Genomic DNA, 21,228 nt, shown 5'->3' on the forward strand with positions numbered 1-21,228 from the left:
TAAATATAGGGGGAAATGAAAATGGCAAAAGTTTATTATGAGAAAGATGTAACAGTAAATGTATTAAAGGAAAAGAAAGTAGCAATCATCGGATATGGCTCGCAAGGTCATGCGCATGCGCAAAATTTACGTGATAACGGATTTGATGTAGTAGTAGGTTTAAGAAAAGGTAAGTCTTGGGATAAAGCGAATGAAGATGGGTTTTCTGTATATACAGTAGCAGAAGCAGCGGAAAAAGCTGATGTAGTAATGATTCTATTACCTGATGAATTACAACCAGAAGTATATGAAGCTGAAATTGCACCAAATTTACAGGCTGGAAACTCTCTCGTGTTCGCACATGGATTTAATGTTCACTTTGATCAAGTAAAACCACCAGCTAATGTAGATGTATTTCTAGTAGCGCCAAAAGGACCGGGGCATCTCGTACGCCGTACGTTCGCCGAGGGAGGGGCTGTTCCTGCATTATTTGCAGTATATCAAGATGCAACAGGAGTTGCGACTGAAAAAGCACTTTCTTATGCTGACGGAATTGGAGCAACGAGAGCTGGTGTATTAGAAACGACGTTTAAAGAAGAAACAGAAACAGATTTATTTGGAGAGCAAGCTGTACTCTGCGGCGGAGTAACTGCACTTGTAAAAGCAGGATTTGAAACGTTAGTTGATGCGGGATACCAGCCTGAACTTGCATATTTTGAATGTTTACATGAACTGAAGCTAATCGTTGACCTTATGTATGAAGGTGGACTTGAAAATATGAGATATTCAGTTTCAGATACAGCGCAGTGGGGAGACTTCGTATCAGGACCACGCGTTGTTACTGAAGATACGAAGAAAGCGATGGGGGCAGTATTAGCAGAAATTCAAGATGGTACATTTGCAAGAGGCTGGATTGCAGAGCATAAAGCAGGAAGACCAAATTTCCACGCGACAAATGAGAAAGAGAATGAACATGAAATCGAAGTAGTAGGACGTAAATTACGTGAAATGATGCCTTTCGTACAGCCGCGAGTAAAGGTAGGGATTAAATAATATGAAGCAGATTTTGTTCATGGATACAACGCTTCGTGATGGCGAACAATCACCAGGAGTAAATTTAAATGAACAAGAGAAGTTACAAATTGCTAGGCAATTAGAGAGGCTTGGTATTCATGTAATGGAAGCTGGATTCGCGGCAGCTTCCGAAGGTGACTTCCAATCGGTAAAACGCATCGCGAATACAATTCAAAACGCTACGGTTATGAGTTTAGCTAGAGCGAAAGAAAGTGACATTCGAAGAGCATATGAAGCTGTGAGAGGCGCTGTATCTCCTCGTCTACACGTATTTCTAGCTACGAGTGATATTCATATGAAATATAAACTTTGTATGTCAAAAGAAGATGTGTTAAATAGTATTCATCGCTCGGTTACGCTCGGAAAATCATTATTTCCGACAGTACAATTTTCTGCAGAAGATGCGACAAGAACATCGAGAGCATTTTTAGCTGAAGCAGTAGAAATTGCGATTCGAGCAGGAGCGAATGTAATTAATATTCCGGATACAGTTGGATATACAAATCCGGAAGAGTATTATTCTCTTTTTAAATACTTACAAGAATCCGTTCCATCATATGAAAAAGCGATTTTTTCTTGTCATTGTCACGATGATCTTGGTATGGCAGTAGCAAATTCGTTAGCTGCGGTTGAAGGGGGAGCAGTGCAAGTAGAAGGAACGATTAATGGCATTGGAGAAAGAGCAGGGAATGCAGCGTTAGAAGAAGTTGCAGTAGCTCTTCATATTAGAAAAGATTTTTATAAAGCAGAACCTTCGATGACTTTAAAAGAAATTAAGGCGACGAGTACATTAGTAAGTAGGTTAACGGGTATGGTTGTACCGAAAAATAAAGCAATTGTTGGAGCGAATGCATTTGCTCATGAATCAGGCATCCACCAAGATGGGGTTTTAAAAGAAGTAACAACTTATGAAATTATCGAACCAGCGCTTATAGGAGAATCTCAAAATCTCTTTGTACTTGGGAAACATTCTGGCCGTCATGCGTTTACGGAAAAAATGAAAGAGCTTGGTTATGAATTTACAAATGAAGAGCGAGATGCGGCATTCGAAGCATTTAAAAAATTGGCGGATCGTAAAAAGGAAATTACTGAGGAAGATTTACGCGCAATTATGCTTGGTGAAGCAGCATTTGCAGCCCAGCAATATAACATTACGCAATTACAAGTGCATTTCGTATCAAATAGTACACAATGCGCAACAGTTGTGCTGAAGGATGAGGAAGGAAATGTATATGAAGATGCAGCCACTGGTTCTGGTAGTATTGAAGCGATATACAATGCGATTCAAAGAATTTTAGGATTAGAATGTGAATTGGCAGATTATCGCATACAATCTATTACACAAGGTCAAGATGCACTTGCTCACGTTCATGTTGAATTAAAAGAAGGTAGTCACCAAATATCAGGTTTCGGAGTTGCGCAAGACGTATTGGAAGCGTCGGCGAGGGCTTATGTCCATGCAGCAGGGAAATTAAAATCTCTTATAGCGCTTGTGAAATAAATAATTGATAGGTGAGAGAAGCTTTCCTCACCTATCAAATTAAAGTTCTGAAAATTCAGTTAAAAGGAGTGTTAAAAATGGAAAAACGTATCGTTTGTTTAGCTGGTGATGGTGTCGGTCCAGAAGTAATGGAGAGTGCGAAGGAAGTATTGCATATGGTAGAAAGGCTATATGGACATCATTTTCATTTGCAAGATGAGTACTTTGGTGGTATTGCTATCGATTTAACTGGGCAACCATTACCACAGCGAACACTTGCCGCCTGTTTAGCGAGTGATGCGGTTTTACTTGGAGCAGTAGGTGGACCAAGGTGGGATAGTGCGAAAGAAAGGCCTGAGAAAGGATTATTAGCATTAAGAAAAGGACTCGGTGTATTTGCGAATGTTCGCCCTGTAACGGTAGAAAGTGCAACTGCACATTTATCACCATTAAAAAACGCTGATGAAATTGATTTCGTTGTCGTTCGTGAATTAACAGGCGGAATTTATTTTTCTTATCCGAAAGAGCGAACGGAAGAAGTGGCGACAGATACACTTACGTATCATCGCCATGAAATTGAACGTATCGTTTCGTATGCTTTTCAATTAGCAAATAAGCGGAAGAAAAAAGTAACATCTATTGATAAAGCGAATGTTTTAGAGTCTAGTAAATTATGGAGAACTGTGACAGAAGAAGTAGCACTTCGCTACCCAAATGTGGAAGTAGAACACATTTTAGTAGATGCAGCAGCTATGGAATTAATTCGGAATCCAGGAAGATTTGACGTTATTGTAACGGAAAATTTATTTGGTGATATTTTAAGTGATGAGGCTTCAGTATTAGCTGGATCATTAGGAATGCTTCCATCAGCAAGTCACGCTGAAAAGGGACCTTCATTATATGAGCCTATTCACGGATCAGCACCGGATATTGCGGGGAAAAATAAGGCGAATCCAATTGCGATGATGCGTTCTGTTGCAATGATGCTTGGGCAATCGTTCGGATTAACGAGAGAAGGATATGCAATTGAAGAAGCAGTTTCTGCAGTCCTTAAATCAGGGAAATGTACAGCAGATATCGGGGGGACTGAAACGACAACTTCATTTACAAAGGCAGTTATTCAAGAAATGGAAGAGCAAGCGTTAGTAGGGAGAGGAAGATAATGGGAAAAAGGTTACTAGATAAGCTTTGGGAAAGACATGTAGTTGCGACTAATGAAAATGGATTGGATTTATTATATATCGATCTACATCTTGTTCATGAAGTAACGTCACCGCAAGCCTTTGAAGGCTTGCGGCTTACAAATCGAACAGTCCGCAGACCAGATTTAACATTTGCAACGATGGATCATAATATTCCAACGAAAGATGTTTGGAATATTACCGACCGCATTGCGAAGCAGCAACTAGATACACTTCGGCAAAACTGTAAACAATTTCAGGTGCGATTAGCGGATATCGGAGATGAAGAGCAAGGGATCGTTCATGTAATAGGACCAGAACTTGGACTCACACAGCCAGGAAAAACGATTGTTTGTGGTGATAGTCATACAGCAACACACGGTGCTTTTGGCGCACTAGCGTTTGGTATTGGTACGAGTGAAGTGGAACATGTATTGGCAACGCAAACGTTATGGCAACGAAAGCCGAAAGCGATGGGCATTGAGTTAAAAGGAAAGTTACCGCAAGGTGTCTATGCGAAAGATATTATTTTACACCTTCTTTCAAAGTACGGAGTAGCAGTTGGAACAGGTTACGTAATGGAATTTTACGGAGAGGCCATTCATGCTATGGATATGGAAGAGAGGATGACGCTTTGCAATATGGCAATTGAAGGGGGAGCAAAGGCTGGCATTATTGCACCAGATGAAAAAACGGTTGCTTACGTAAAAGGGCGTAAATATGCGCCGAAAGACTATGAATCTATTAAGGAAAAATGGTCAGAACTTTATACAGATTTAGATGCAATTTATGATTTACATATTCTAGTAGATGTTACAGATTTAGCGCCGTACGTTACGTGGGGAACAAATCCTAGTATGGGTGTTCGGATTGATGAGAAATTGCCAGAAAAGCATGATGCAAATGACGAAAGAGCGTTTTCTTATATGGGATTGAGTCCCGGACAAAGTACGTATGACATTCCAGTTCAACATGTTTTCATTGGATCTTGTACAAATTCCAGGCTTTCTGACTTAGAAATTGCTGCATCTGTCGTGAAAGGTAAAAAAGTAAAAGAAGGTGTGCGAGCACTTGTTGTACCTGGATCTCAAAGGGTAAGAGAAGCAGCGATGCATAAAGGATTACATCGCATATTTGAAGAAGCTGGATTTGAATGGAGAGAGCCCGGATGCTCAATGTGTCTAGGTATGAATCCAGATCAAGTGCCTGAAGGAGATCATTGTGCCTCTACGTCCAATCGCAATTTTGAAGGAAGACAAGGAAAGGGAGCACGAACGCATTTAGTTAGCCCGGCAATGGCGGCAGCGGCTGCGTTATATGGTCATTTTGTTGATATTAGAAAGGAGAGTTATGATGGAGCCATTTCGTATTCATAAAGGTACTGCCGCAGTACTGATGAATGATAACATTGATACAGATCAAATTATTCCGAAGCAATATTTAAAGAGAATTGAAAGAACTGGGTTTGGGAAGTTTTTATTTGATGAGTGGCGATATGATAATAATCGCCAAGAAAACCCTAATTTCCCGCTTAATGCACAAGAAAGAAAAGGAGCCAGCATATTAATCACAGGTGATAATTTTGGATGTGGCTCGTCAAGAGAACATGCTCCATGGGCACTTGCTGATTATGGTTTCCGTGTTATTATCGCTGGAGGATTTGCCGATATCTTTTATATGAATTGTATGAAGAATGGCATGTTACCGATTGTAATGGATAAAGATATGCGTGAACAACTTGCTAAAACAGATGCGAGGGAACAAATTACAGTTGATTTAGAAAATGAAATAATAACAACGAATACGCATAGATTCCATTTTACGATCGAGAAAATGTGGAAAGAGAAGTTATTAAATGCTTTAGATGAAATTAGTATTACAATGCAATATGAACAAGAAATAAAAGAGTATGAAAGAAAAGTGGCTTTACATTAAAAAAATGACGGAATATTAAAAATGTATTTACATTCAAAATTAACTGTTATATACTATGTGAAAATCAGAGGAGAAAGGGAGTAAGTATTATGAATATCGTGCAATCTATTACAATGCTTACACAACTACATCATCATACATGAAACCCTTGAACCTAGCGTGAAAACGTGTAGGTACAAGGGTTATTCCCGTTGTACCTACACTCTACTGAAGAGCCTTGTAGGTATTTTGTCTACAAGGCTCTTTTTATTTTCGGCTTAGGGGAATGAAATAGGCATACATTAGAAGGGGAAAGGTGTGAAAATTTAGATGACAAAATGGAAACGAGCAAACCCGAATGGAACGAGAGATTATTTATTCGAAGAATGTACGTTAATTGAAGAAGTAGAACAAAAATTAAGGCTTACTTTTTTAGAGAGAGGTTATGAGGAAATAAGAACACCTACAATTGAATTTTATGATGTTTTTGCATTTCAAAATAGACCGATAGATGAAGAGAAGATGTATAAATTTTTTGATGAAAAGGGAAGGATTATCGTTTTACGTCCAGATATGACAATTCCTTTAGCGAGAGTTATTGGAACACAGAGATGGGATACGCCACTTAAAGTGACGTATAGCGGGAATGTATTTCGAGCGAATGAATCCCATTCTGGAAAATATAATGAAATCGTACAAAGTGGTATTGAAGTTATCGGGATTGATAATGTAAGAGCTGAAATTGAATGTGTAATAAGTGTCATTCAAGCACTTCAAAAGTTGAAGGTGCAATCTTTTACAATTGAGATTGGGCAAGTACAGTTATATAAATGTATTGTAAAAAAACTCTCCATCCAGGATGAAGAAGAAAGGGTACTTAGAACGTATATAGAAAGTAAAAATTATGCTGCCCTCTCAAATTTTATCGGAGAAAAGAAATTAGATCGATGCGATGAGACAGTAAGATTACTTGAGAAATTGCCAAGGCTATTTGGAAATTTAGAAGTTATTGAGGAAGCAGAAAAGCTTGCTTCAAGTAATGAAATGAAAATGGCAATTGCAAGAGTAAAAGAAATGTATGAAACAATTGAAACGTTAGGATATGGTTCTTACATATCAATTGATTTGGGCATGATTCAACACTTAGATTACTATACGGGTGTTATTTTCAAAGGATATATATATGAAATTGGAGAAGAAATCGTTAGTGGCGGAAGATACGATGAGCTAATTGGGAATTTTGGAGAAATGCTGCCAGCTGTTGGACTCGCGGTACAAGTAAATCAAATTGTGAAGGCGCTGCAAGAGCAGCAAGAACCATATGAACGAAATCAAATTGATATTGTGATTCATTATGAGTTAAATAGATTAGCGGAAGCAGAAAGGTTACGAAATTTACTTCGAAAGGATGGGAAAAATGCTTGGTTATCTCTATTCTCTAATTTAAGCGATACCTTTCAATTTGCAAGAAAAAATAAAATAGGAACGGTCGTTGAGGCAAAGAATGAATACTTAGTGGAATATGTATGGAATGAGAAATGGGTAGTCCAGAAAGAAGGAGAGGCTTCATGCGTAACATTCAAATTGCGTTAACGAAAGGAAGATTAGAAAAACATGTCATTCCACTTTTTGAGCAGATTGGAATTGATTGTTCCGAGCTCAAAAATAAAGGTCGGAAGCTTGTATTTCAAAGTAAAAATACAAATGTTTCATTTATTTTAGTAAAAGCGGTTGATGTTGCTACTTATGTAGAACATGGGGTAGCTGATATTGGCATCGTTGGAAAAGATATTTTAATGGAAAACGAGAAAGATATTTATGAAATGCTGGATTTAGGAGTGGGGATTTGTAAGTTTTGTGTTGCTTCTATTCCTACGTATAATCCGAAGAGTTACCGGAAGAAAAGAATCGCTACGAAATACCCCCATATTACTTCTACTTATTTTCATGATAAGGGAGAGGATGTAGAAATTATTAAGATAGAAGGTTCTGTAGAAATCGCTCCTCTTCTTGGATTGGCAGATGCGATTGTAGATATTGTTGAAACAGGAAAAACATTACAAGAGAATGGACTCATTGTATTTGAGGAAATGTACTTTATATCGGCTCGGATGATTGTAAATAAGGCAGCCTTAAAAACTAAAAAAGACGAAATATTCAGCATTATAAATATGATGGAGCAAGAAATCTTATCAGGGAAATAGGAGGATTTAAAATGGAAATCATTTATGAAGAATTTAAGGAGGCATTATCTAAAATAAAAGTGCTAAGAGAAAACGCTAATATAATAGAAGAAACTGTTCAAAGAAGTGTAAGAGAAATCATTAGACATGTAAGGGAAGGGAAAGATGAGGCTTTATCTTTCTATACAAAAAAGTTTGATGGTGTAGAGATGAAAAATTTTCGTGTAAGTGAAGAAGAAATACAGCAAGCGAGTATGTTTGTAGAGAATTCATTTTTAGAAGCTTTAAAAGAGGCGAAGAAAAACGTTGTTTCGTATCACGAAAAGCAAAAGAAGCACTCAATATTCGATTGTGAAAGTAAAGGGATAATTAGAGGGCAACTCATTCGGCTGTTAGAAAATGTAGGTGTATATGTACCGGGTGGGACAGCCTCATATCCTTCTTCAGTATTAATGAATGTATTGCCGGCGAAACTCGCAGGTGTGAAAAAGATTGTAATGGTAACACCGCCGAGGAAAGGAGGAATTGATCCACATATATTAGCTGCTGCAGATCTTGCGGGAGTAGATGAAATTTATACGATAGGTGGCGCACAAGCAATTGCTGCTTTAGCATACGGGACGGAATCGATTCCGAAAGTGGATAAAATAGTTGGACCGGGAAATTTGTACGTCGCTCTAGCGAAACGAGAAGTATACGGAATAGTAAATATCGATATGATTGCTGGTCCATCAGAAATTGTAGTTGTCGCGGATGAAACAGGTAATGCAAAATATATCGCAGCGGATTTATTATCGCAAGCAGAGCATGATGAGAGAGCAACGGCGATTTGTATTACAACGAATATGGAACTAGCTAAAGAAGTAGAAAAAGAGGTAGAAAGACAGTTAGAAACGTTACCAAGAAGTGAAATTGCACGTGAATCAATAAATAGAAATGGAGCCATCTTTATCGTTCCTTCTTTAGAGGAGGCGCTAAAGTTATCAAATGAAATTGCTCCAGAACATTTAGAGTTACATATAAAAGAACCAATGAATGCTCTAGATTATGTGAAACATGCAGGCTCTATTTTCCTTGGGCCATATTCACCTGAACCGCTCGGGGATTATTTAGCGGGACCGAATCATGTATTACCAACGAGCGGAACGGCAAGATTTTTTTCTCCGTTATCAGTCGATGATTTCGTGAAAAAATCAAGTTTTATTTCTTATACGGAGGAAGCATTAAAAAATGTACAGCATCATATTGTAGAGCTTGCAAATAAAGAAGGGTTACATGCACATGCGAGAGCAATCCAAATAAGGTTTGAGGAGGAAAAATAATGCGTCAGTCCAGTCAAGCACGTGAGACGACAGAAACAAAAATTAAATTAAATTTGCAGCTTGATGAAAGTACAAATGTATCTATTCAAACAGGGGTTGGTTTTTTCGATCATATGCTTACTTTATTTGCTAGACATGGAAGATTTGGATTGCAGGTTGAAGCAGAAGGTGATGTATTTGTCGATGCACATCACACCGTTGAAGATGTTGGAATTGTACTCGGAAATTGCTTGAAAGAAGCATTGCAAAACAAAGAGGGAATTAATCGTTACGGTTCTGCGTATGTACCGATGGATGAATCTTTAGGATTTGTCGCAATTGATATAAGTGGACGCTCATATTGTGTATTTCAAGGGGAATTAACAAATCCGAAGCTCGGGGATTTTGATACAGAATTGACGGAAGAATTTTTTAGAGCAGTTGCACATGCTGCCAATATTACATTACATGCGCGCGTTCTATACGGAAGTAATACACATCACAAAATTGAAGCATTATTTAAAGCTTTTGGTAGAGCGCTTAGAGAAGCGGTCGAAAAAAATGCCAACATTACTGGTGTAAATTCAACGAAAGGAATGTTGTAATTGATTGCCATTATAGATTATGGAATGGGGAATATTCGCAGTGTAGAGCAAGCATTAAAATATATTGGCGCAGAGTACATTGTAACGAGTGATAAAAAAGAGATATTGAGAAGCGATGGCGTGATTTTACCGGGAGTAGGTGCATTTCCGAAAGCGATGGACGTATTAGAAGAAAGAGATTTAGTGTGTGTACTAAAAGAGGTTTGTGATATAGGAAAACCACTCCTCGGTATATGTTTGGGCATGCAGCTTTTATTTGAACGAAGTGAGGAACTAAAAGATTGTAGCGGGTTAGGTTTACTACCAGGGGAAATTCGTAAGTTAAAAGTTTCGTATAAAATTCCTCATATGGGATGGAATGAATTAAGGAAGGAAAGAGAATTTCCGCTTTGGAATGGATTAGTGGATGGTTCTTTCGTGTATTATGTTCACTCATATTACGCGGATTGTCCAGATGAAATTGTATGCGGAGTAAGTGATTATGGAATGCAAGTACCAGGGTTTGTCGCGAAAGGAAATGTATTTGGTGCACAGTTTCATCCAGAAAAAAGTGGCGAAATTGGCATGCAAATATTGAAAAATTTTCAAGGGGTGGTAGAAGCATGGAAATCTTCCTAGCTATCGATTTAAAAGAAGGACGATGCGTTAGACTTTATCAAGGAGAGTTTAGTAAAGAAACGGTGATGAATGAAGATCCAGTAGCGCAGGCGATCATATTTGAAAAGCTTGGAGCGGAAATACTACACATTGTTGATTTAGACGGTGCAATTGCTGGCGAGTCTTTAAATTTGCCCGTCATTGAAAAAATCTGCAAGGCGGTACGTATTCCTGTGCAAGTGGGAGGAGGAATTCGTTCACTTGTAACGGTGGAGAAGTTATTGTCAGCAGGTGTAGAAAAAGTGATTTTAGGAACAGCAGCTCTTTATGATAAGTCATTTTTAGAGGAAGCAGTTCGTCTATATAAAGAGAAAATCATTGTTGGAATTGATGCGAAAAATGGTTTCGTAGCAACGAGAGGTTGGCTTGATCTATCTGAAATTTCTTACGTTAGTTTAGCGAAACAAATGGAAAGTTTAGGTGTTCAAACGATTGTGTTTACAGACATTTCGAAAGACGGGACGCTTGCAGGTCCAAATTTTGAACAATTAGCGATACTTCAAAAAAGTGTGGGCATTCGTCTCATCGCCTCTGGAGGAGTGGCATCTATTCAAGATGTGAAAAAGTTAAATGATATGAATATATATGGTGTCATAATTGGAAAGGCGCTTTACGAGAAAACGATTGATTTAGAAGAAGTATTACAGGTAACGAAGTTATGTTAGCGAAACGAATTATTCCATGTCTAGATGTGAAAGAAGGGCGAGTCGTAAAGGGTGTAAATTTTATAGGATTACAAGATGTCGGTGATCCGGTTGAAATAGCTGAAGCATATAACGAGGCAGGGGCAGATGAAATCGTATTTTTAGATATTACGGCGACTCATGAAGGAAGAAAAACGATTATAGATGTTGTAGAAAAAACAGCAGCAAAAGTATTTATTCCTCTTACGGTTGGCGGGGGGATATCAAGTGTGAAAGATATGTACAATTTACTAAGAGCTGGGGCAGACAAAGTTTCAATAAACTCAGCGGCAGTGCGAAACCCGAAGTTAATAGAAGAAGGGGCAGAACACTTTGGATCACAATGTATTGTCGTGGCAATTGATGCTAGAAAAGTAGCAGAAGGTAAATGGAACGTATATGTCAACGGCGGAAGAGTTGACACAGGAATGGATGCCATAGAATGGGCGAAGCGTGTTGTTAAACTTGGGGCAGGTGAAATTTTGTTAACGAGTATGGATGCAGATGGAACGAAAAGCGGATATGACCTTCGTTTAACAGAAGAAATTTCAAAAAGTGTTTCTATTCCAGTCATCGCATCAGGAGGCTGTGGTCATACGGATCATATTATAGAAGTTTTTCAAAAGACAACGGTTGATGCAGCGTTAGCGGCATCCATCTTTCATTATGGTGAGGCGACAGTGCAGAGTGTAAAGCGAAAATTAAGAGATGCAAATATTGAGGTGCGGTTATGAAACCTAATTTTTCAAAAGGATTAATACCGGCAATTGTCATCGAAGAAGGTACGAAAGACGTTTTAATGCTAGCTTATATGAATGAAGAAGCATATAAAAAAACGTTAGAGACGAAAAGAACATGGTTTTATTCTCGTTCGAGGCAGTCGTTATGGAATAAGGGGGAAACATCAGGGAATGTTCAATATGTGCAATCTTTATATTTAGATTGTGATCAAGATTCAATTGTTGTGAATGTGAAACAAGTAGGACCTGCTTGTCATACGGGAGAGAAGACATGTTTTCACTATCAAATTATATAGGGGGATACATATGGAAAATGCCTTTAAGTTGCTGTATAAAACAATTGAAGAACGAAAGGGAAGCCCACTTCCTGAATCGTATACAAATTATTTATTTTCAAAAGGAGAAGATAAAATTTTAAAGAAGATTGGTGAAGAGTGTGCTGAAGTAATTATCGCATGTAAAAATAATGATAAAGAAGAAGTAGTGAAAGAAATGGTTGATGTATTTTATCACTGTTTCGTTTTATTAGCTGAAAAAAATATTGCATTGGAAGATGTGATGCGAGAGGTGAAAGAACGAAATGGAAAGCTTTCGAGAGTTGGGGATAGAAGGGAAATAGATACATTATAAGGGGGAATGTATATGAAAGTAGATTATCATCTTCACTTAGAAGAAGGACCGTATTCAATAGGATGGCTTGCTAAAATAAATGAAGCGTTGGAATGTTATGAACCGCTTCAAGAAAGACATTCTATTGATTGGCTTATGAAAACACAAGAGCGTTTGCAAAAGCGTGTGAAGGAAGGGCCATTTACAACAGAATGGATAGATCTATATTTAGAAGAAGCTGTGCGAAAAGGAATAAAAGAAGTGGGAATTGTTGATCATCTATATCGTTTTCATGAAGCAAAAGGATATTATGAAAAATATGTAGATATTAGTGATTCTAAGCTCGGTCGTATACAGAAAGAATGGTTAGATCAAGTAAGGGTAGTTTCACTGTATGATTTTACAAAGGCAATTGAAGAGGCGAAAGAACGATGGGGGAAAAGAGGTGTCACACTTAAACTTGGAATTGAAGCGGATTATTTTATTGGTTGTGAAGGAGAGTTAAAAGAATTATTGGCGCTAGGAGACTTTGATTATGTAATTGGTTCCGTTCATTTTCTAAATGGCTGGGGATTTGATAATCCAGATACGAAAGAATATTTTGAGGTGCATGACCTACGCGCGTTATATGATATGTTTTTTAAAACAGTTGAGAGTGCGATTCGTACCGAGTTATTTGATATTATCGCTCATCTTGATAATATAAAGGTATTTAATTATCGATTGGATGAGAATGAACAGCTTTCTTATTATGAGGAAATTGCCTGTGCATTAGTAGAAACGAATACGGCAACAGAAATAAATGCAGGATTATACTATCGTTATCCTGTTCGTGAAATGTGCCCAAGTCCACTATATTTACAAGTATTAGCTAAGTATGGTGTTCCAATTACGATTTCTTCGGATGCCCATTACCCAAATGATTTAGGGAATTATGTACAAGAAAATATACAAACATTACGAGCTCACGGTGTTACTCAGGTTGCAACATTTACGAAGCGAGCAAGAGTAATGAGGTCGCTTGAAGAAGAAGTAACAAATTCAAAATGAAACGCAATTTTTTGATGAAAACTGTCCTTTTTGTTCAAAATAAGAAAGAATGAAAAGGAGGGTAAGAAATGGCGAAACAACAAAACAAACAAAATGTACAAGGTGCACAGCAACAAGCTTATACTTCTGAAACGAATGCTGCATCTCAATCGGTTATTGAGGAGCAAATTAGCGATACGGTTGCAGAAGGAACTATTGATGTGAAGCTTGGAAAAGAATCGCAGGAAAAAGCGTAAGAAGAGGGGAGAGTTGCATCTCCTCTTTTTTCATGGAAAAGTGTCGATTTTCAAAACTATAATCAAATTCCTTGGTTTTTATATGTGGATTTCTTACAATGAAATATAAGAGATGTCTTATTTTCTATAGAAGAGGTGTTAGTAGTGGCAAAAATATTAGTAGCGGGAAAAATTCCGGAAATTGGATTAGAACTATTAAAAGATCATAATGTAGAAATGTACAATAAAGAGGAGTTAATTTCTATAGATGAATTAACAGAGCGTGTAAAAGATAAAGATGCATTGTTAAGTTTACTTTCGACAAAGGTGCCAAAAGAAGTTATTGATGCAGCGCCTCATTTAAAGATTGTTGCAAACTATGGTGCTGGTTACGACAATATTGATTACACGTATGCGGGCGAAAAAGGAATTGCAGTTACGAATACACCGAAAGTATCAACGGAAGCGACTGCAGAATTAACATTTGCACTTCTTTTAGCAGCGGCGCGTAGAATTCCTGAAGGGGATACGTTATGTCGTACGACTGGATTTAACGGATGGGCACCGTTATTTTTCTTAGGACGAGAAGTCCATGGTAAGACAATCGGAATTATAGGTCTTGGAGAAATCGGGAAGGCTGTTGCAAAACGTGCGAAAGCATTTGGAATGGATGTTTTATATACAGGGCCAAATCGTAAGCTTGAAGCTGAAAGTGAACTGGGAGCAACGTATGTGACGTTGGAAGAATTATTACAAACAGCAGACTTTATTACAATTAACTGTGCTTATAATCCGAAATTACATCATATGATTGATGAAGAGCAGTTTAAAATGATGAAGAAAACAGCGTATATTGTAAATGCTTCACGTGGACCAATTATGAATGAAGCAGCACTTGCTCATGCATTAAAAACGAATGAAATTGAAGGAGCAGCTCTTGACGTGTTTGAATTTGAACCGAAAATTACAGAAGAGCTAAAAGAATTAAAGAATGTAGTACTTGCTCCACACGTAGGGAATGCAACATTTGAAACTCGTGATGCGATGGCTGAAATGGCTGTCAGAAATATTTTAGCTGTATTAAACGGCGAAGAGCCAGTAACACCTGTAAATCAAAAGGTATTAGTTACAAAATAAAAAGAAACCTTCCGGACTCGGAAGGTTTTCTTATTTTTCTTTATTGGCTTTTTTAGACGGTCTTTGTCTAATGAATTGAGATAACATGTACAAAATATATAGTGGAATGGCAATGAATAAGAAAACAGAAAAATTTCCAAATCCTGTTTGATACATTGTAATAATGATTCCAACTAAAAATAGTGTAATAATGATGCTATATCGTGGAATTGGTACATCTTTTAAACTCGGGATACGAATGCGGCTCACCATTAAAAATGCGAACGTTACAAATACGGTAATAAGAACGATTTTTGGAATGGTATGTGAAAATAATGTTAAGAAAGCAACAAGCCCTCCCGCTGCTGTAATCGGTACTCCAGTGAAATATTTCATTGAAGTAGAAGATGGTGTTACATTAAATCGTGCTAAACGATATGCTCCGAAAAGAGGGAATAATCCCGCTATGTATAATCCGATGATTCCGTAGTTTGAGAAAGATGTGTAATACATTAAAACAGCTGGTGCTGCACCAAATGTTACGACATCTGCAAGCGAGTCGAGCTCTTTTCCCATTTGTGAATCAACACGTAATAAACGAGCAACACGACCATCAAGACTATCTAACATCATCCCGATAAGTACTAAAATAGCAGCTGATTTATAATATCCTAAAGATGCATAGCCGATTGATAAAAATCCGCTATATAAATTTCCGAGCGTAAATAAGTTTGGAATAGCTGCTCTATACAAAATCTGATCCCTTGCTTTCTGTAATAAATTCTTAATTAGTGTATGAAAGTTTACTTATTTTATCATACCATAAATTTATTCCTCATACGAAAGAAATTACCAATTTGTGAAAGATTCCATAGAAGGATGGTTCGAAAATTAAGTGAAAATAAAAAGAGGAAGCAACTTGTATAAAGTTGCTTCCTTTACTATTCAAATTTCGTTGTCATCGTTCCGGTTTTATATCGATTATTAGGATCGAAGCGTAATAAATCTCCATAAATTAATTTATCGGAGAGTTTTAATTCTGTTTTTGCTTTTTCAATATACGGCTGACATAACGTCATGTCAGCTTCTTCACCCGTACTTCTTTTGTAGCACATATTTTTTGTATAAACATACTCTTCAGAAACAAAGCTACCATCACGCATTACCATAAGCGGGTCTTTCTCTTTAATAAATAAGTCAGTTCCAAATTCAACGGATTTATTTGTTTTAATACCAAGTAAATGAAGGAGCGTTGGCTTAATATCAATTTGACCGGATACTTTAGAAACAACTTTTCCTTCTTGGCCAGGCACATGAATAATAAGAGGGACTCGTTGTAATTGCATAGAATCGAATGGTGTAATAGTATCTTTTCCTAGGAACTGTGCCATAGCTGCGTTATGGTTTTCGGAAATACCGTAATGATCACCATAAATGACAATAACGGAATTATCATATAATCCTTCTTCTTTTAATTGTTGAATAAATAATTTAAGAGCTTCATCTGTGTAACGAACAGTTGGGAAGTAGCGGTTTACAACACCACTTTCCGAGTTGAATTCATCAACATATTGATCTTCCGGATTTAGAAGAAACGGAAAATGATTTGTTAATGTAATAAATTTTGTATAGAACGGTTGCGGTAAAGATTTTAACTTTGGAATAGATTGTTCAAAGAACTCTTTATCTTTTAATCCCCAACCGACAGACATTTGCTCCGTTCCTGCGTAATCATTTAAATTAAAATAACGATCATATCCAAGCGCAGGATACATTACATCCCGATTCCAAAACGTTTTATCGTTTGAATGGAAGACGGCAGAAGAATATCCGTATTTCTTTAATTGTTCTGGTGTCGCTGTGTATTCATTTGTTGCATGAGTAAAGAATACAGAACCACGATCTAGCGGATAAAGTGAGTTTTCAACGATAAATTCAGCATCAGAAGTTTTGCCTTGTCCAGTTTGATGATAGAAGTTATCGAAATAGAAACTATCCTTAATAAATTCATTTAAAAATGGTGTAATTTCTTTTCCATTTATTTTTTTATTAATAACAAAGTTTTGTGTAGATTCCATTGAAATTAAAATTACATTTTTACCTTTTGCAGCTCCAAATAAGTTTTTATCAACTTGTTTGTCTTTTGAGTCTGTATAGTTTTTAATTTCAGAAAACCCATCTCCACTTGCAAATACACGCTCAGCTGAAGACTTGGATTGAAGCGTAATGTCAAATAGATGGTATGTGTATAAACCTAAATTCTTCACGACAGTTTGACGGTCAAATGAGCGCGAGAACATTTGTGGTTTATAAATAACTGATACAACAATTTGTAGTGCTAATAAAGCTGTTACACCGCTAAAGAAAGTTCGCTTCTCTGAGCGGGAAAGTGGTGTTTTGTCGCCAAATGATGGGAATTTACGTGAAATAAACATTAAAATAATTGCATCTGCAAATAAAAGTAATGTTTTGTACGTAAAGAGTTCTTTTATACTTGTCCCTAAATCAGCCATATTGTTTGTTTGGAATAAAACAGGGAAAGTAACGAAATCGTTATAGAACCCATAAAACATTGCGTTTCCAAATAAAATAAATGACAGTATAAAACTGATTCCAATTATAATTCGGTTTCGGTGCTTAGATGCACGTAAAGCTAAGCCGAAAAATAAAAGTAACGCAGCTAGTGGATTGATAAAAAGCATGAATTCTTCAAAGAAATTATCAATTTTAATATCAAATGCTAGCTTGTACACAATATATGTTTTAATCCATAGTAAAACGACTGCAACGAGTGCAAATCGCAGTTTTGGAAACAGATGTTGTAGCATAATATACTCCTCTCCTAAAAAGCATGACAGTCCTTTGTTATTATGATTATTATACTATGAGTATCATTATACGAAAATAAAAGAAGGTTGTGGGCTTTTTTATAATAATCGAGTAGAAAAAGAGTGGTGGGAGACAATAAAACAGAATTTCTATGTATGATAATTATCGTACGCAGAAAGAATCGCGTGATAATACGGAGGTTATAATGCGAAAATTATTATATTTTATAGCATGCAGTAGTGTTATACTTTTTACTTCACCGAGTGTGTCGGTAGCCCAATATGATGCACCTCTTATGGAAGATGCACTTTATTCTGTTTTATTTCCAAAAATAAATAAAGCAATTGAAAAACAATATGGAAGTTTGAAACCTTATCAATGTCCTAAAATTATTAGTTTAAAAAAAGTGTATAGCGGTACATATTTATTTCAAGCAAGTATTGAAGTGACAAAGTATGAACGTGTTGCTGGGAAAATTGCTCCACCATTTGAGAAGGTAACGATTACATTTAATAACGAAGAAGGCGAATGGGAAGTGACAAAGATTTCAGTAAAGCGCTTACCAAATGATACGAAACTAAACTGTAAAAAAACAATATAAAAAATTGTTTGACAAATAAAATGGTCCTTTGGTATTGTTAATAGCAACAATTAGATGTTTGAAAATTAAATAGACTTACCTCATCTACTCTCAAAGGTAGAGGCCGCGATAGGAAAGAGTAAACTATGGGAGATTTAATGGAATCTGTGATCATAGGTTGAAAGGGACTATTGCCGAAATATAAGAATAACCATCTTATTCATATATTGGGACTGCATTGAATAAATGTAGTACTGTCATAAGATTTATTTTATGGAGAGCTATTTGGAGATGTTGATGCGGTTTCTTATTTTGAGGAGATAACAACTCGTTTATTTTTTCAATATATATTTTTCCTAATAAGAAACGCGTGTGAACATTGTTCCGCGCGTTTTTTGTCTATCTAAAAGCGTGCTGCAATGAATAGAAGATTGGGGTTATGAGTTTTAGAGGAAATAAGGGAGGAATTTAAATGTATTTACACGGCACAAGCCGAATTAATGGGCAAGGACACTTAGAAATTGGAGGGTGCGATACGACGCAGCTAGCAAAGCAATACGGAACACCACTTTATGTATACGATGAAGAGTCTATTCGAGGAAAATGCCGAGCATTTCATCGTGCTTTTAAAGAAAGTGGTTTCTCTTATCAAGTAGCATATGCAAGCAAGGCGTTCTTGTGCATGGAGATGTGCCGAGTAGCTCGTGAAGAGAATATGTCATTAGACGTTGTTTCTGGGGGAGAATTATATACTGCGCTCCAAGCAGGATTTCCGGCATCACGTATTCATTTTCATGGAAATAATAAAACAGAAGAAGAAATAGTGATGGCTCTTCAGGCGAATATCGGTTGTTTTGTCGTAGATAATTTCTTTGAATTAGAAGTTTTACACGATTTAGCGATGCAACATGGGAAATTTGTGAACATATTAATTCGTGTAACGCCTGGAGTAGAGGCGCACACACATGAATATATTACAACAGGTCAAGATGATTCGAAATTTGGATTTGGTGTTTCAAACGGTCAAGCAATGCAGGCAATTGGATTTGCTTTACAAAAATCCAATTATAATGTGCTAGGAATCCATTCACATATTGGGTCGCAAATATTTGAAACAGCTGGTTTTGTTCGAGCAATTGAAGTTCTTCGCCAATTTTTAGAAGAAGTGAGAGAGCAAACAAACTATGTAGTAAAAGTGTTAAATGTAGGCGGGGGATTTGGAATACGTTACACAGAGTCAGATACACCATTAACTCTTGAGACATATGTGCGAGCTGTAACAAGTGCAGTGAGAGAACAATTTACTGTATGTGAATATCCATTGCCAGAAATATGGATTGAGCCAGGCCGTAGCATTGTAGGTGATGCTGGGACAACAATTTATACAGTTGGATCTGTGAAAGATATTCCTGGTATTCGGAAATATGTATCAGTCGATGGTGGAATGACAGATAATTTAAGACCTGCTTTATATAATGCGCGTTATGAAGCGATGTTAGCGAATCGAGCGAATGATGAGAATGAGGAACTCGTTTCGATTGCCGGGAAATGCTGTGAGAGTGGAGACATGTTGATTTGGGATATTCATTTACCGAAAGTCGCTGCTTCTGATTTACTAGCAGTTTCCTGTACAGGAGCATACGGGTACTCGATGGCGAATAATTACAATCGGATTCGAAGACCAGCCGTTGTCTTTGCAAAAGGCGGAACATCGCAAGTAGTTGTGGAACGCGAAACATATGAAAATATTATTGGGAACGATCGCATACGTATTAAAGAGCTTGTCTAAATAGGAAAAGGAGTTGTTCGAATGGGCAATTCCTTTTTTATAAAATAAAATAATTAAAATATATCGGAAAACTAGGATTGAAAAAAATCAGAATTGTGATAAAATACAAATACAAAGCTTATCAAGAGAAGCGGAGGGAACTGGCCCGAAGAAGCTCGGCAACCTGCTTATAGAAAGCAAGGTGCTAAATCCAGCAAAATGGGATCCATTTTGAAAGATAAGGTAAAATATATTACCGAACAGTCTTTTCGAAATGGGAAAGATTTTTTTTATGAATAAAAAGGGGGGCTGTTCGCGTGAGTGTACGGGAACATTTTGATGAAGTATCCGAGAAGATTGAAGCGATGCTTGCTGATATGAAATATGGTTCAATTACAATTGTTGTGCAAGATGGGAAAGTAATTCAGTTAGAGAAAAGTGAAAAAGTACGTTTAAAGTGAAAAGCGCTGACTAGAAAAACTAGAGGCGGTTTTAACCTATTTTCATTAGGTTAAAACCGTCTTTTTGCTTTTACAGGGGGAAAAAACATGTTGACGTATGAAACGTGGGAAGAAAATGTTGTTTCGTTTTCGGAAGAAGATGAAACAAAAGGTGCGTTATCAGTATTAAATTGGGCTTATAAAGAATATAAAGATGAGGTTGTCTACGCATGTAGCTTTGGGGTGGAAGGTATGGTATTGCTACACATTATAAACCAAGTAAATCCATCTGCTAAAGTTGTATTTTTGGATACAAATGTTCATTTTCAAGAAACGTATGAATTAATTCGAAAAGTGCGGGAACGATTTCCTTCATTGAATATTATAGAAAAACAGCCAGAACTTACACTTGATGAACAGGCGAAGTTGCATGGTGAAAAACTGTGGGAGAGCAATCCGAATCTTTGTTGTAAGATTAGAAAAATTTTACCTTTAGAAAAATCATTAGTCGTGGAAAAAGCATGGATATCGGGCTTAAGAAGGGAACAATCAGAAACACGTAAGCATACAAAGTTTATAAATCAAGATCATCGTTTTCAATCTATTAAAGTTTGTCCACTCATTCATTGGACGTGGAAAGAAGTTTGGCGATATGTATACAAACATAGCTTGCCGTATAACCCGTTGCATGATGTTGGCTATCCAAGTATTGGGTGTGAGAAATGTACGTTACCTGTAGGGGATGGTGGCGATTCAAGAGATGGTAGATGGGCTGGAAAAGTGAAAACTGAATGTGGTCTTCATTACCAATAAGATGAATCTTG

At 37.0% G+C, this 21,228-nt stretch carries 23 protein-coding genes and 2 riboswitches; of the genes, 21 read left to right on the forward strand and 2 right to left on the reverse strand.

The window, feature by feature from the left end:
• Nucleotides 1–21: 21 nt before the first annotated feature.
• The 17 genes from ilvC to MHH55_RS01365 all read left to right on the forward strand — a co-directional run bounded on the left by ilvC (nucleotide 22) and on the right by MHH55_RS01365 (nucleotide 14,808).
• Nucleotides 22–1,032: a ketol-acid reductoisomerase gene (gene ilvC, locus MHH55_RS01285; protein WP_001151740.1), complete on the forward strand. Its 1,011-nt coding sequence runs from the start codon at nucleotides 22–24 to the stop codon at nucleotides 1,030–1,032.
• A 1-nt stretch (nucleotide 1,033) separates the two neighbouring features.
• Nucleotides 1,034–2,554: a 2-isopropylmalate synthase gene (gene leuA / locus MHH55_RS01290; protein ID WP_000809600.1), complete on the forward strand. Its 1,521-nt coding sequence runs from the start codon at nucleotides 1,034–1,036 to the stop codon at nucleotides 2,552–2,554.
• A 77-nt stretch (nucleotides 2,555–2,631) separates the two neighbouring features.
• Nucleotides 2,632–3,696 carry a 3-isopropylmalate dehydrogenase gene (gene leuB / locus MHH55_RS01295; RefSeq protein ID WP_000415365.1) on the forward strand — a complete coding sequence of 355 codons (1,065 nt, stop codon included), beginning with the start codon at nucleotides 2,632–2,634 and terminating at the stop codon, nucleotides 3,694–3,696.
• Nucleotides 3,696–5,090 (forward strand): 3-isopropylmalate dehydratase large subunit, encoded by a 1,395-nt coding sequence (leuC, locus tag MHH55_RS01300; protein WP_078186278.1) that lies wholly within the window; start codon nucleotides 3,696–3,698, stop codon nucleotides 5,088–5,090. The genes leuB and leuC overlap by 1 nt, the downstream gene beginning before the upstream one ends.
• On the forward strand, nucleotides 5,068–5,649 hold the full coding sequence (leuD, locus tag MHH55_RS01305) for a 3-isopropylmalate dehydratase small subunit (RefSeq protein WP_078186277.1): 582 nt from the start codon (nucleotides 5,068–5,070) through the stop codon (nucleotides 5,647–5,649). Before leuC ends, leuD begins: the two co-directional genes overlap by 23 nt.
• 309 nt (nucleotides 5,650–5,958) lie before the next feature.
• The gene (locus MHH55_RS01310; RefSeq protein ID WP_000170298.1) at nucleotides 5,959–7,221 is read left to right on the forward strand and encodes an ATP phosphoribosyltransferase regulatory subunit; all 1,263 of its coding nucleotides are present in this window, start codon (nucleotides 5,959–5,961) and stop codon (nucleotides 7,219–7,221) included.
• Nucleotides 7,197–7,832, forward strand: coding sequence for an ATP phosphoribosyltransferase (hisG, locus tag MHH55_RS01315; protein ID WP_001244493.1), 636 nt, complete (start codon nucleotides 7,197–7,199; stop codon nucleotides 7,830–7,832). The genes MHH55_RS01310 and hisG overlap by 25 nt, the downstream gene beginning before the upstream one ends.
• An 11-nt stretch (nucleotides 7,833–7,843) precedes the next feature.
• Complete coding sequence (hisD, locus tag MHH55_RS01320) at nucleotides 7,844–9,133, forward strand: histidinol dehydrogenase (protein ID WP_078186276.1); 1,290 nt, start codon at nucleotides 7,844–7,846, stop codon at nucleotides 9,131–9,133.
• The gene (hisB, locus tag MHH55_RS01325; protein ID WP_001249949.1) at nucleotides 9,133–9,717 is read left to right on the forward strand and encodes an imidazoleglycerol-phosphate dehydratase HisB; all 585 of its coding nucleotides are present in this window, start codon (nucleotides 9,133–9,135) and stop codon (nucleotides 9,715–9,717) included. Before hisD ends, hisB begins: the two co-directional genes overlap by 1 nt.
• On the forward strand, nucleotides 9,718–10,335 hold the full coding sequence (gene hisH, locus MHH55_RS01330) for an imidazole glycerol phosphate synthase subunit HisH (RefSeq protein WP_078186275.1): 618 nt from the start codon (nucleotides 9,718–9,720) through the stop codon (nucleotides 10,333–10,335). It begins immediately after the preceding gene.
• Nucleotides 10,320–11,039 (forward strand): 1-(5-phosphoribosyl)-5-[(5-phosphoribosylamino)methylideneamino]imidazole-4-carboxamide isomerase, encoded by a 720-nt coding sequence (hisA, locus tag MHH55_RS01335; protein ID WP_078186274.1) that lies wholly within the window; start codon nucleotides 10,320–10,322, stop codon nucleotides 11,037–11,039. Before hisH ends, hisA begins: the two co-directional genes overlap by 16 nt.
• A complete protein-coding gene (hisF, locus tag MHH55_RS01340) occupies nucleotides 11,033–11,791 on the forward strand; it encodes an imidazoleglycerol phosphate synthase cyclase subunit (RefSeq protein ID WP_000880108.1) in 759 nt (252 codons plus the stop codon). The genes hisA and hisF overlap by 7 nt, the downstream gene beginning before the upstream one ends.
• Complete coding sequence (gene hisI / locus MHH55_RS01345; protein WP_000803956.1) at nucleotides 11,788–12,093, forward strand: phosphoribosyl-AMP cyclohydrolase; 306 nt, start codon at nucleotides 11,788–11,790, stop codon at nucleotides 12,091–12,093. The genes hisF and hisI overlap by 4 nt, the downstream gene beginning before the upstream one ends.
• A 10-nt stretch (nucleotides 12,094–12,103) precedes the next feature.
• Nucleotides 12,104–12,427, forward strand: coding sequence for a phosphoribosyl-ATP diphosphatase (gene hisE / locus MHH55_RS01350; RefSeq protein ID WP_000426358.1), 324 nt, complete (start codon nucleotides 12,104–12,106; stop codon nucleotides 12,425–12,427).
• A 12-nt stretch (nucleotides 12,428–12,439) separates the two neighbouring features.
• Entirely contained in the window at nucleotides 12,440–13,456 is a 1,017-nt protein-coding gene (locus MHH55_RS01355; RefSeq protein ID WP_000861836.1) for a histidinol phosphate phosphatase domain-containing protein, read from the forward strand.
• 68 nt (nucleotides 13,457–13,524) lie between these two features.
• Nucleotides 13,525–13,692, forward strand: a complete 168-nt coding sequence (locus MHH55_RS01360) for a YozQ family protein (protein WP_001118878.1) — start codon at nucleotides 13,525–13,527, stop codon at nucleotides 13,690–13,692.
• Between the two features lie 144 nt (nucleotides 13,693–13,836).
• Nucleotides 13,837–14,808 carry an NAD(P)-dependent oxidoreductase gene (locus MHH55_RS01365; RefSeq protein WP_001062858.1) on the forward strand — a complete coding sequence of 324 codons (972 nt, stop codon included), beginning with the start codon at nucleotides 13,837–13,839 and terminating at the stop codon, nucleotides 14,806–14,808.
• Nucleotides 14,809–14,838: 30 nt separating this feature from the next.
• On the opposite strand, the gene pssA is transcribed toward MHH55_RS01365, so the two are convergent.
• A complete protein-coding gene (gene pssA, locus MHH55_RS01370) occupies nucleotides 14,839–15,540 on the reverse strand; it encodes a CDP-diacylglycerol--serine O-phosphatidyltransferase (RefSeq protein WP_000285417.1) in 702 nt (233 codons plus the stop codon).
• A 188-nt stretch (nucleotides 15,541–15,728) separates the two neighbouring features.
• A complete protein-coding gene (locus tag MHH55_RS01375; protein ID WP_078186273.1) occupies nucleotides 15,729–17,615 on the reverse strand; it encodes an LTA synthase family protein in 1,887 nt (628 codons plus the stop codon).
• 206 nt (nucleotides 17,616–17,821) lie between these two features.
• Between MHH55_RS01375 and MHH55_RS01380 the strand changes: the two genes are divergently transcribed.
• From MHH55_RS01380 to MHH55_RS01395, 4 genes are all read left to right on the forward strand, one after another.
• On the forward strand, nucleotides 17,822–18,217 hold the full coding sequence (locus MHH55_RS01380; protein WP_001228823.1) for a DUF3888 domain-containing protein: 396 nt from the start codon (nucleotides 17,822–17,824) through the stop codon (nucleotides 18,215–18,217).
• 89 nt (nucleotides 18,218–18,306) lie between these two features.
• Nucleotides 18,307–18,488: riboswitch (Lysine riboswitch) on the forward strand.
• Nucleotides 18,489–18,668: 180 nt separating this feature from the next.
• Nucleotides 18,669–19,985, forward strand: coding sequence for a diaminopimelate decarboxylase (gene lysA / locus MHH55_RS01385; protein WP_000280642.1), 1,317 nt, complete (start codon nucleotides 18,669–18,671; stop codon nucleotides 19,983–19,985).
• A 115-nt stretch (nucleotides 19,986–20,100) separates the two neighbouring features.
• A riboswitch (SAM riboswitch) is annotated at nucleotides 20,101–20,209 on the forward strand.
• Nucleotides 20,210–20,281: 72 nt separating this feature from the next.
• Entirely contained in the window at nucleotides 20,282–20,425 is a 144-nt protein-coding gene (locus tag MHH55_RS01390) for a YezD family protein (protein ID WP_000116158.1), read from the forward strand.
• Nucleotides 20,426–20,512: 87 nt separating this feature from the next.
• Nucleotides 20,513–21,217, forward strand: a complete 705-nt coding sequence (locus MHH55_RS01395) for a phosphoadenylyl-sulfate reductase (RefSeq protein ID WP_000959022.1) — start codon at nucleotides 20,513–20,515, stop codon at nucleotides 21,215–21,217.
• Nucleotides 21,218–21,228 lie beyond the last annotated feature (11 nt).

The organism is Bacillus sp. FSL K6-2944 (genome assembly GCF_038005385.1).
In the GTDB taxonomy this organism is placed as follows: Bacteria; Bacillota; Bacilli; order Bacillales; family Bacillaceae_G; genus Bacillus_A; species Bacillus_A cereus.

What these genes read in the sequence shown, in the direction of transcription:
- MHH55_RS01380 (WP_001228823.1), top strand. Translation starts at nt 17,822, where the DNA reads ATGCGAAAATTATTATATTTTATAGCATGCAGTAGTGTTATACTTTTT.
- MHH55_RS01355 (WP_000861836.1), top strand. Translation starts at nt 12,440, where the DNA reads ATGAAAGTAGATTATCATCTTCACTTAGAAGAAGGACCGTATTCAATA.
- leuD (WP_078186277.1), top strand. Translation starts at nt 5,068, where the DNA reads ATGGAGCCATTTCGTATTCATAAAGGTACTGCCGCAGTACTGATGAAT.
- leuC (WP_078186278.1), top strand. Translation starts at nt 3,696, where the DNA reads ATGGGAAAAAGGTTACTAGATAAGCTTTGGGAAAGACATGTAGTTGCG.
- hisA (WP_078186274.1), top strand. Translation starts at nt 10,320, where the DNA reads ATGGAAATCTTCCTAGCTATCGATTTAAAAGAAGGACGATGCGTTAGA.
- MHH55_RS01395 (WP_000959022.1), top strand. Translation starts at nt 20,513, where the DNA reads ATGTTGACGTATGAAACGTGGGAAGAAAATGTTGTTTCGTTTTCGGAA.
- leuA (WP_000809600.1), top strand. Translation starts at nt 1,034, where the DNA reads ATGAAGCAGATTTTGTTCATGGATACAACGCTTCGTGATGGCGAACAA.
- hisG (WP_001244493.1), top strand. Translation starts at nt 7,197, where the DNA reads ATGCGTAACATTCAAATTGCGTTAACGAAAGGAAGATTAGAAAAACAT.
- hisF (WP_000880108.1), top strand. Translation starts at nt 11,033, where the DNA reads ATGTTAGCGAAACGAATTATTCCATGTCTAGATGTGAAAGAAGGGCGA.
- hisD (WP_078186276.1), top strand. Translation starts at nt 7,844, where the DNA reads ATGGAAATCATTTATGAAGAATTTAAGGAGGCATTATCTAAAATAAAA.
- MHH55_RS01375 (WP_078186273.1), bottom strand. Translation starts at nt 17,615, where the DNA reads ATGCTACAACATCTGTTTCCAAAACTGCGATTTGCACTCGTTGCAGTC.
- leuB (WP_000415365.1), top strand. Translation starts at nt 2,632, where the DNA reads ATGGAAAAACGTATCGTTTGTTTAGCTGGTGATGGTGTCGGTCCAGAA.
- lysA (WP_000280642.1), top strand. Translation starts at nt 18,669, where the DNA reads ATGTATTTACACGGCACAAGCCGAATTAATGGGCAAGGACACTTAGAA.
- MHH55_RS01360 (WP_001118878.1), top strand. Translation starts at nt 13,525, where the DNA reads ATGGCGAAACAACAAAACAAACAAAATGTACAAGGTGCACAGCAACAA.
- hisB (WP_001249949.1), top strand. Translation starts at nt 9,133, where the DNA reads ATGCGTCAGTCCAGTCAAGCACGTGAGACGACAGAAACAAAAATTAAA.
- ilvC (WP_001151740.1), top strand. Translation starts at nt 22, where the DNA reads ATGGCAAAAGTTTATTATGAGAAAGATGTAACAGTAAATGTATTAAAG.
- MHH55_RS01310 (WP_000170298.1), top strand. Translation starts at nt 5,959, where the DNA reads ATGACAAAATGGAAACGAGCAAACCCGAATGGAACGAGAGATTATTTA.
- hisE (WP_000426358.1), top strand. Translation starts at nt 12,104, where the DNA reads ATGGAAAATGCCTTTAAGTTGCTGTATAAAACAATTGAAGAACGAAAG.
- hisI (WP_000803956.1), top strand. Translation starts at nt 11,788, where the DNA reads ATGAAACCTAATTTTTCAAAAGGATTAATACCGGCAATTGTCATCGAA.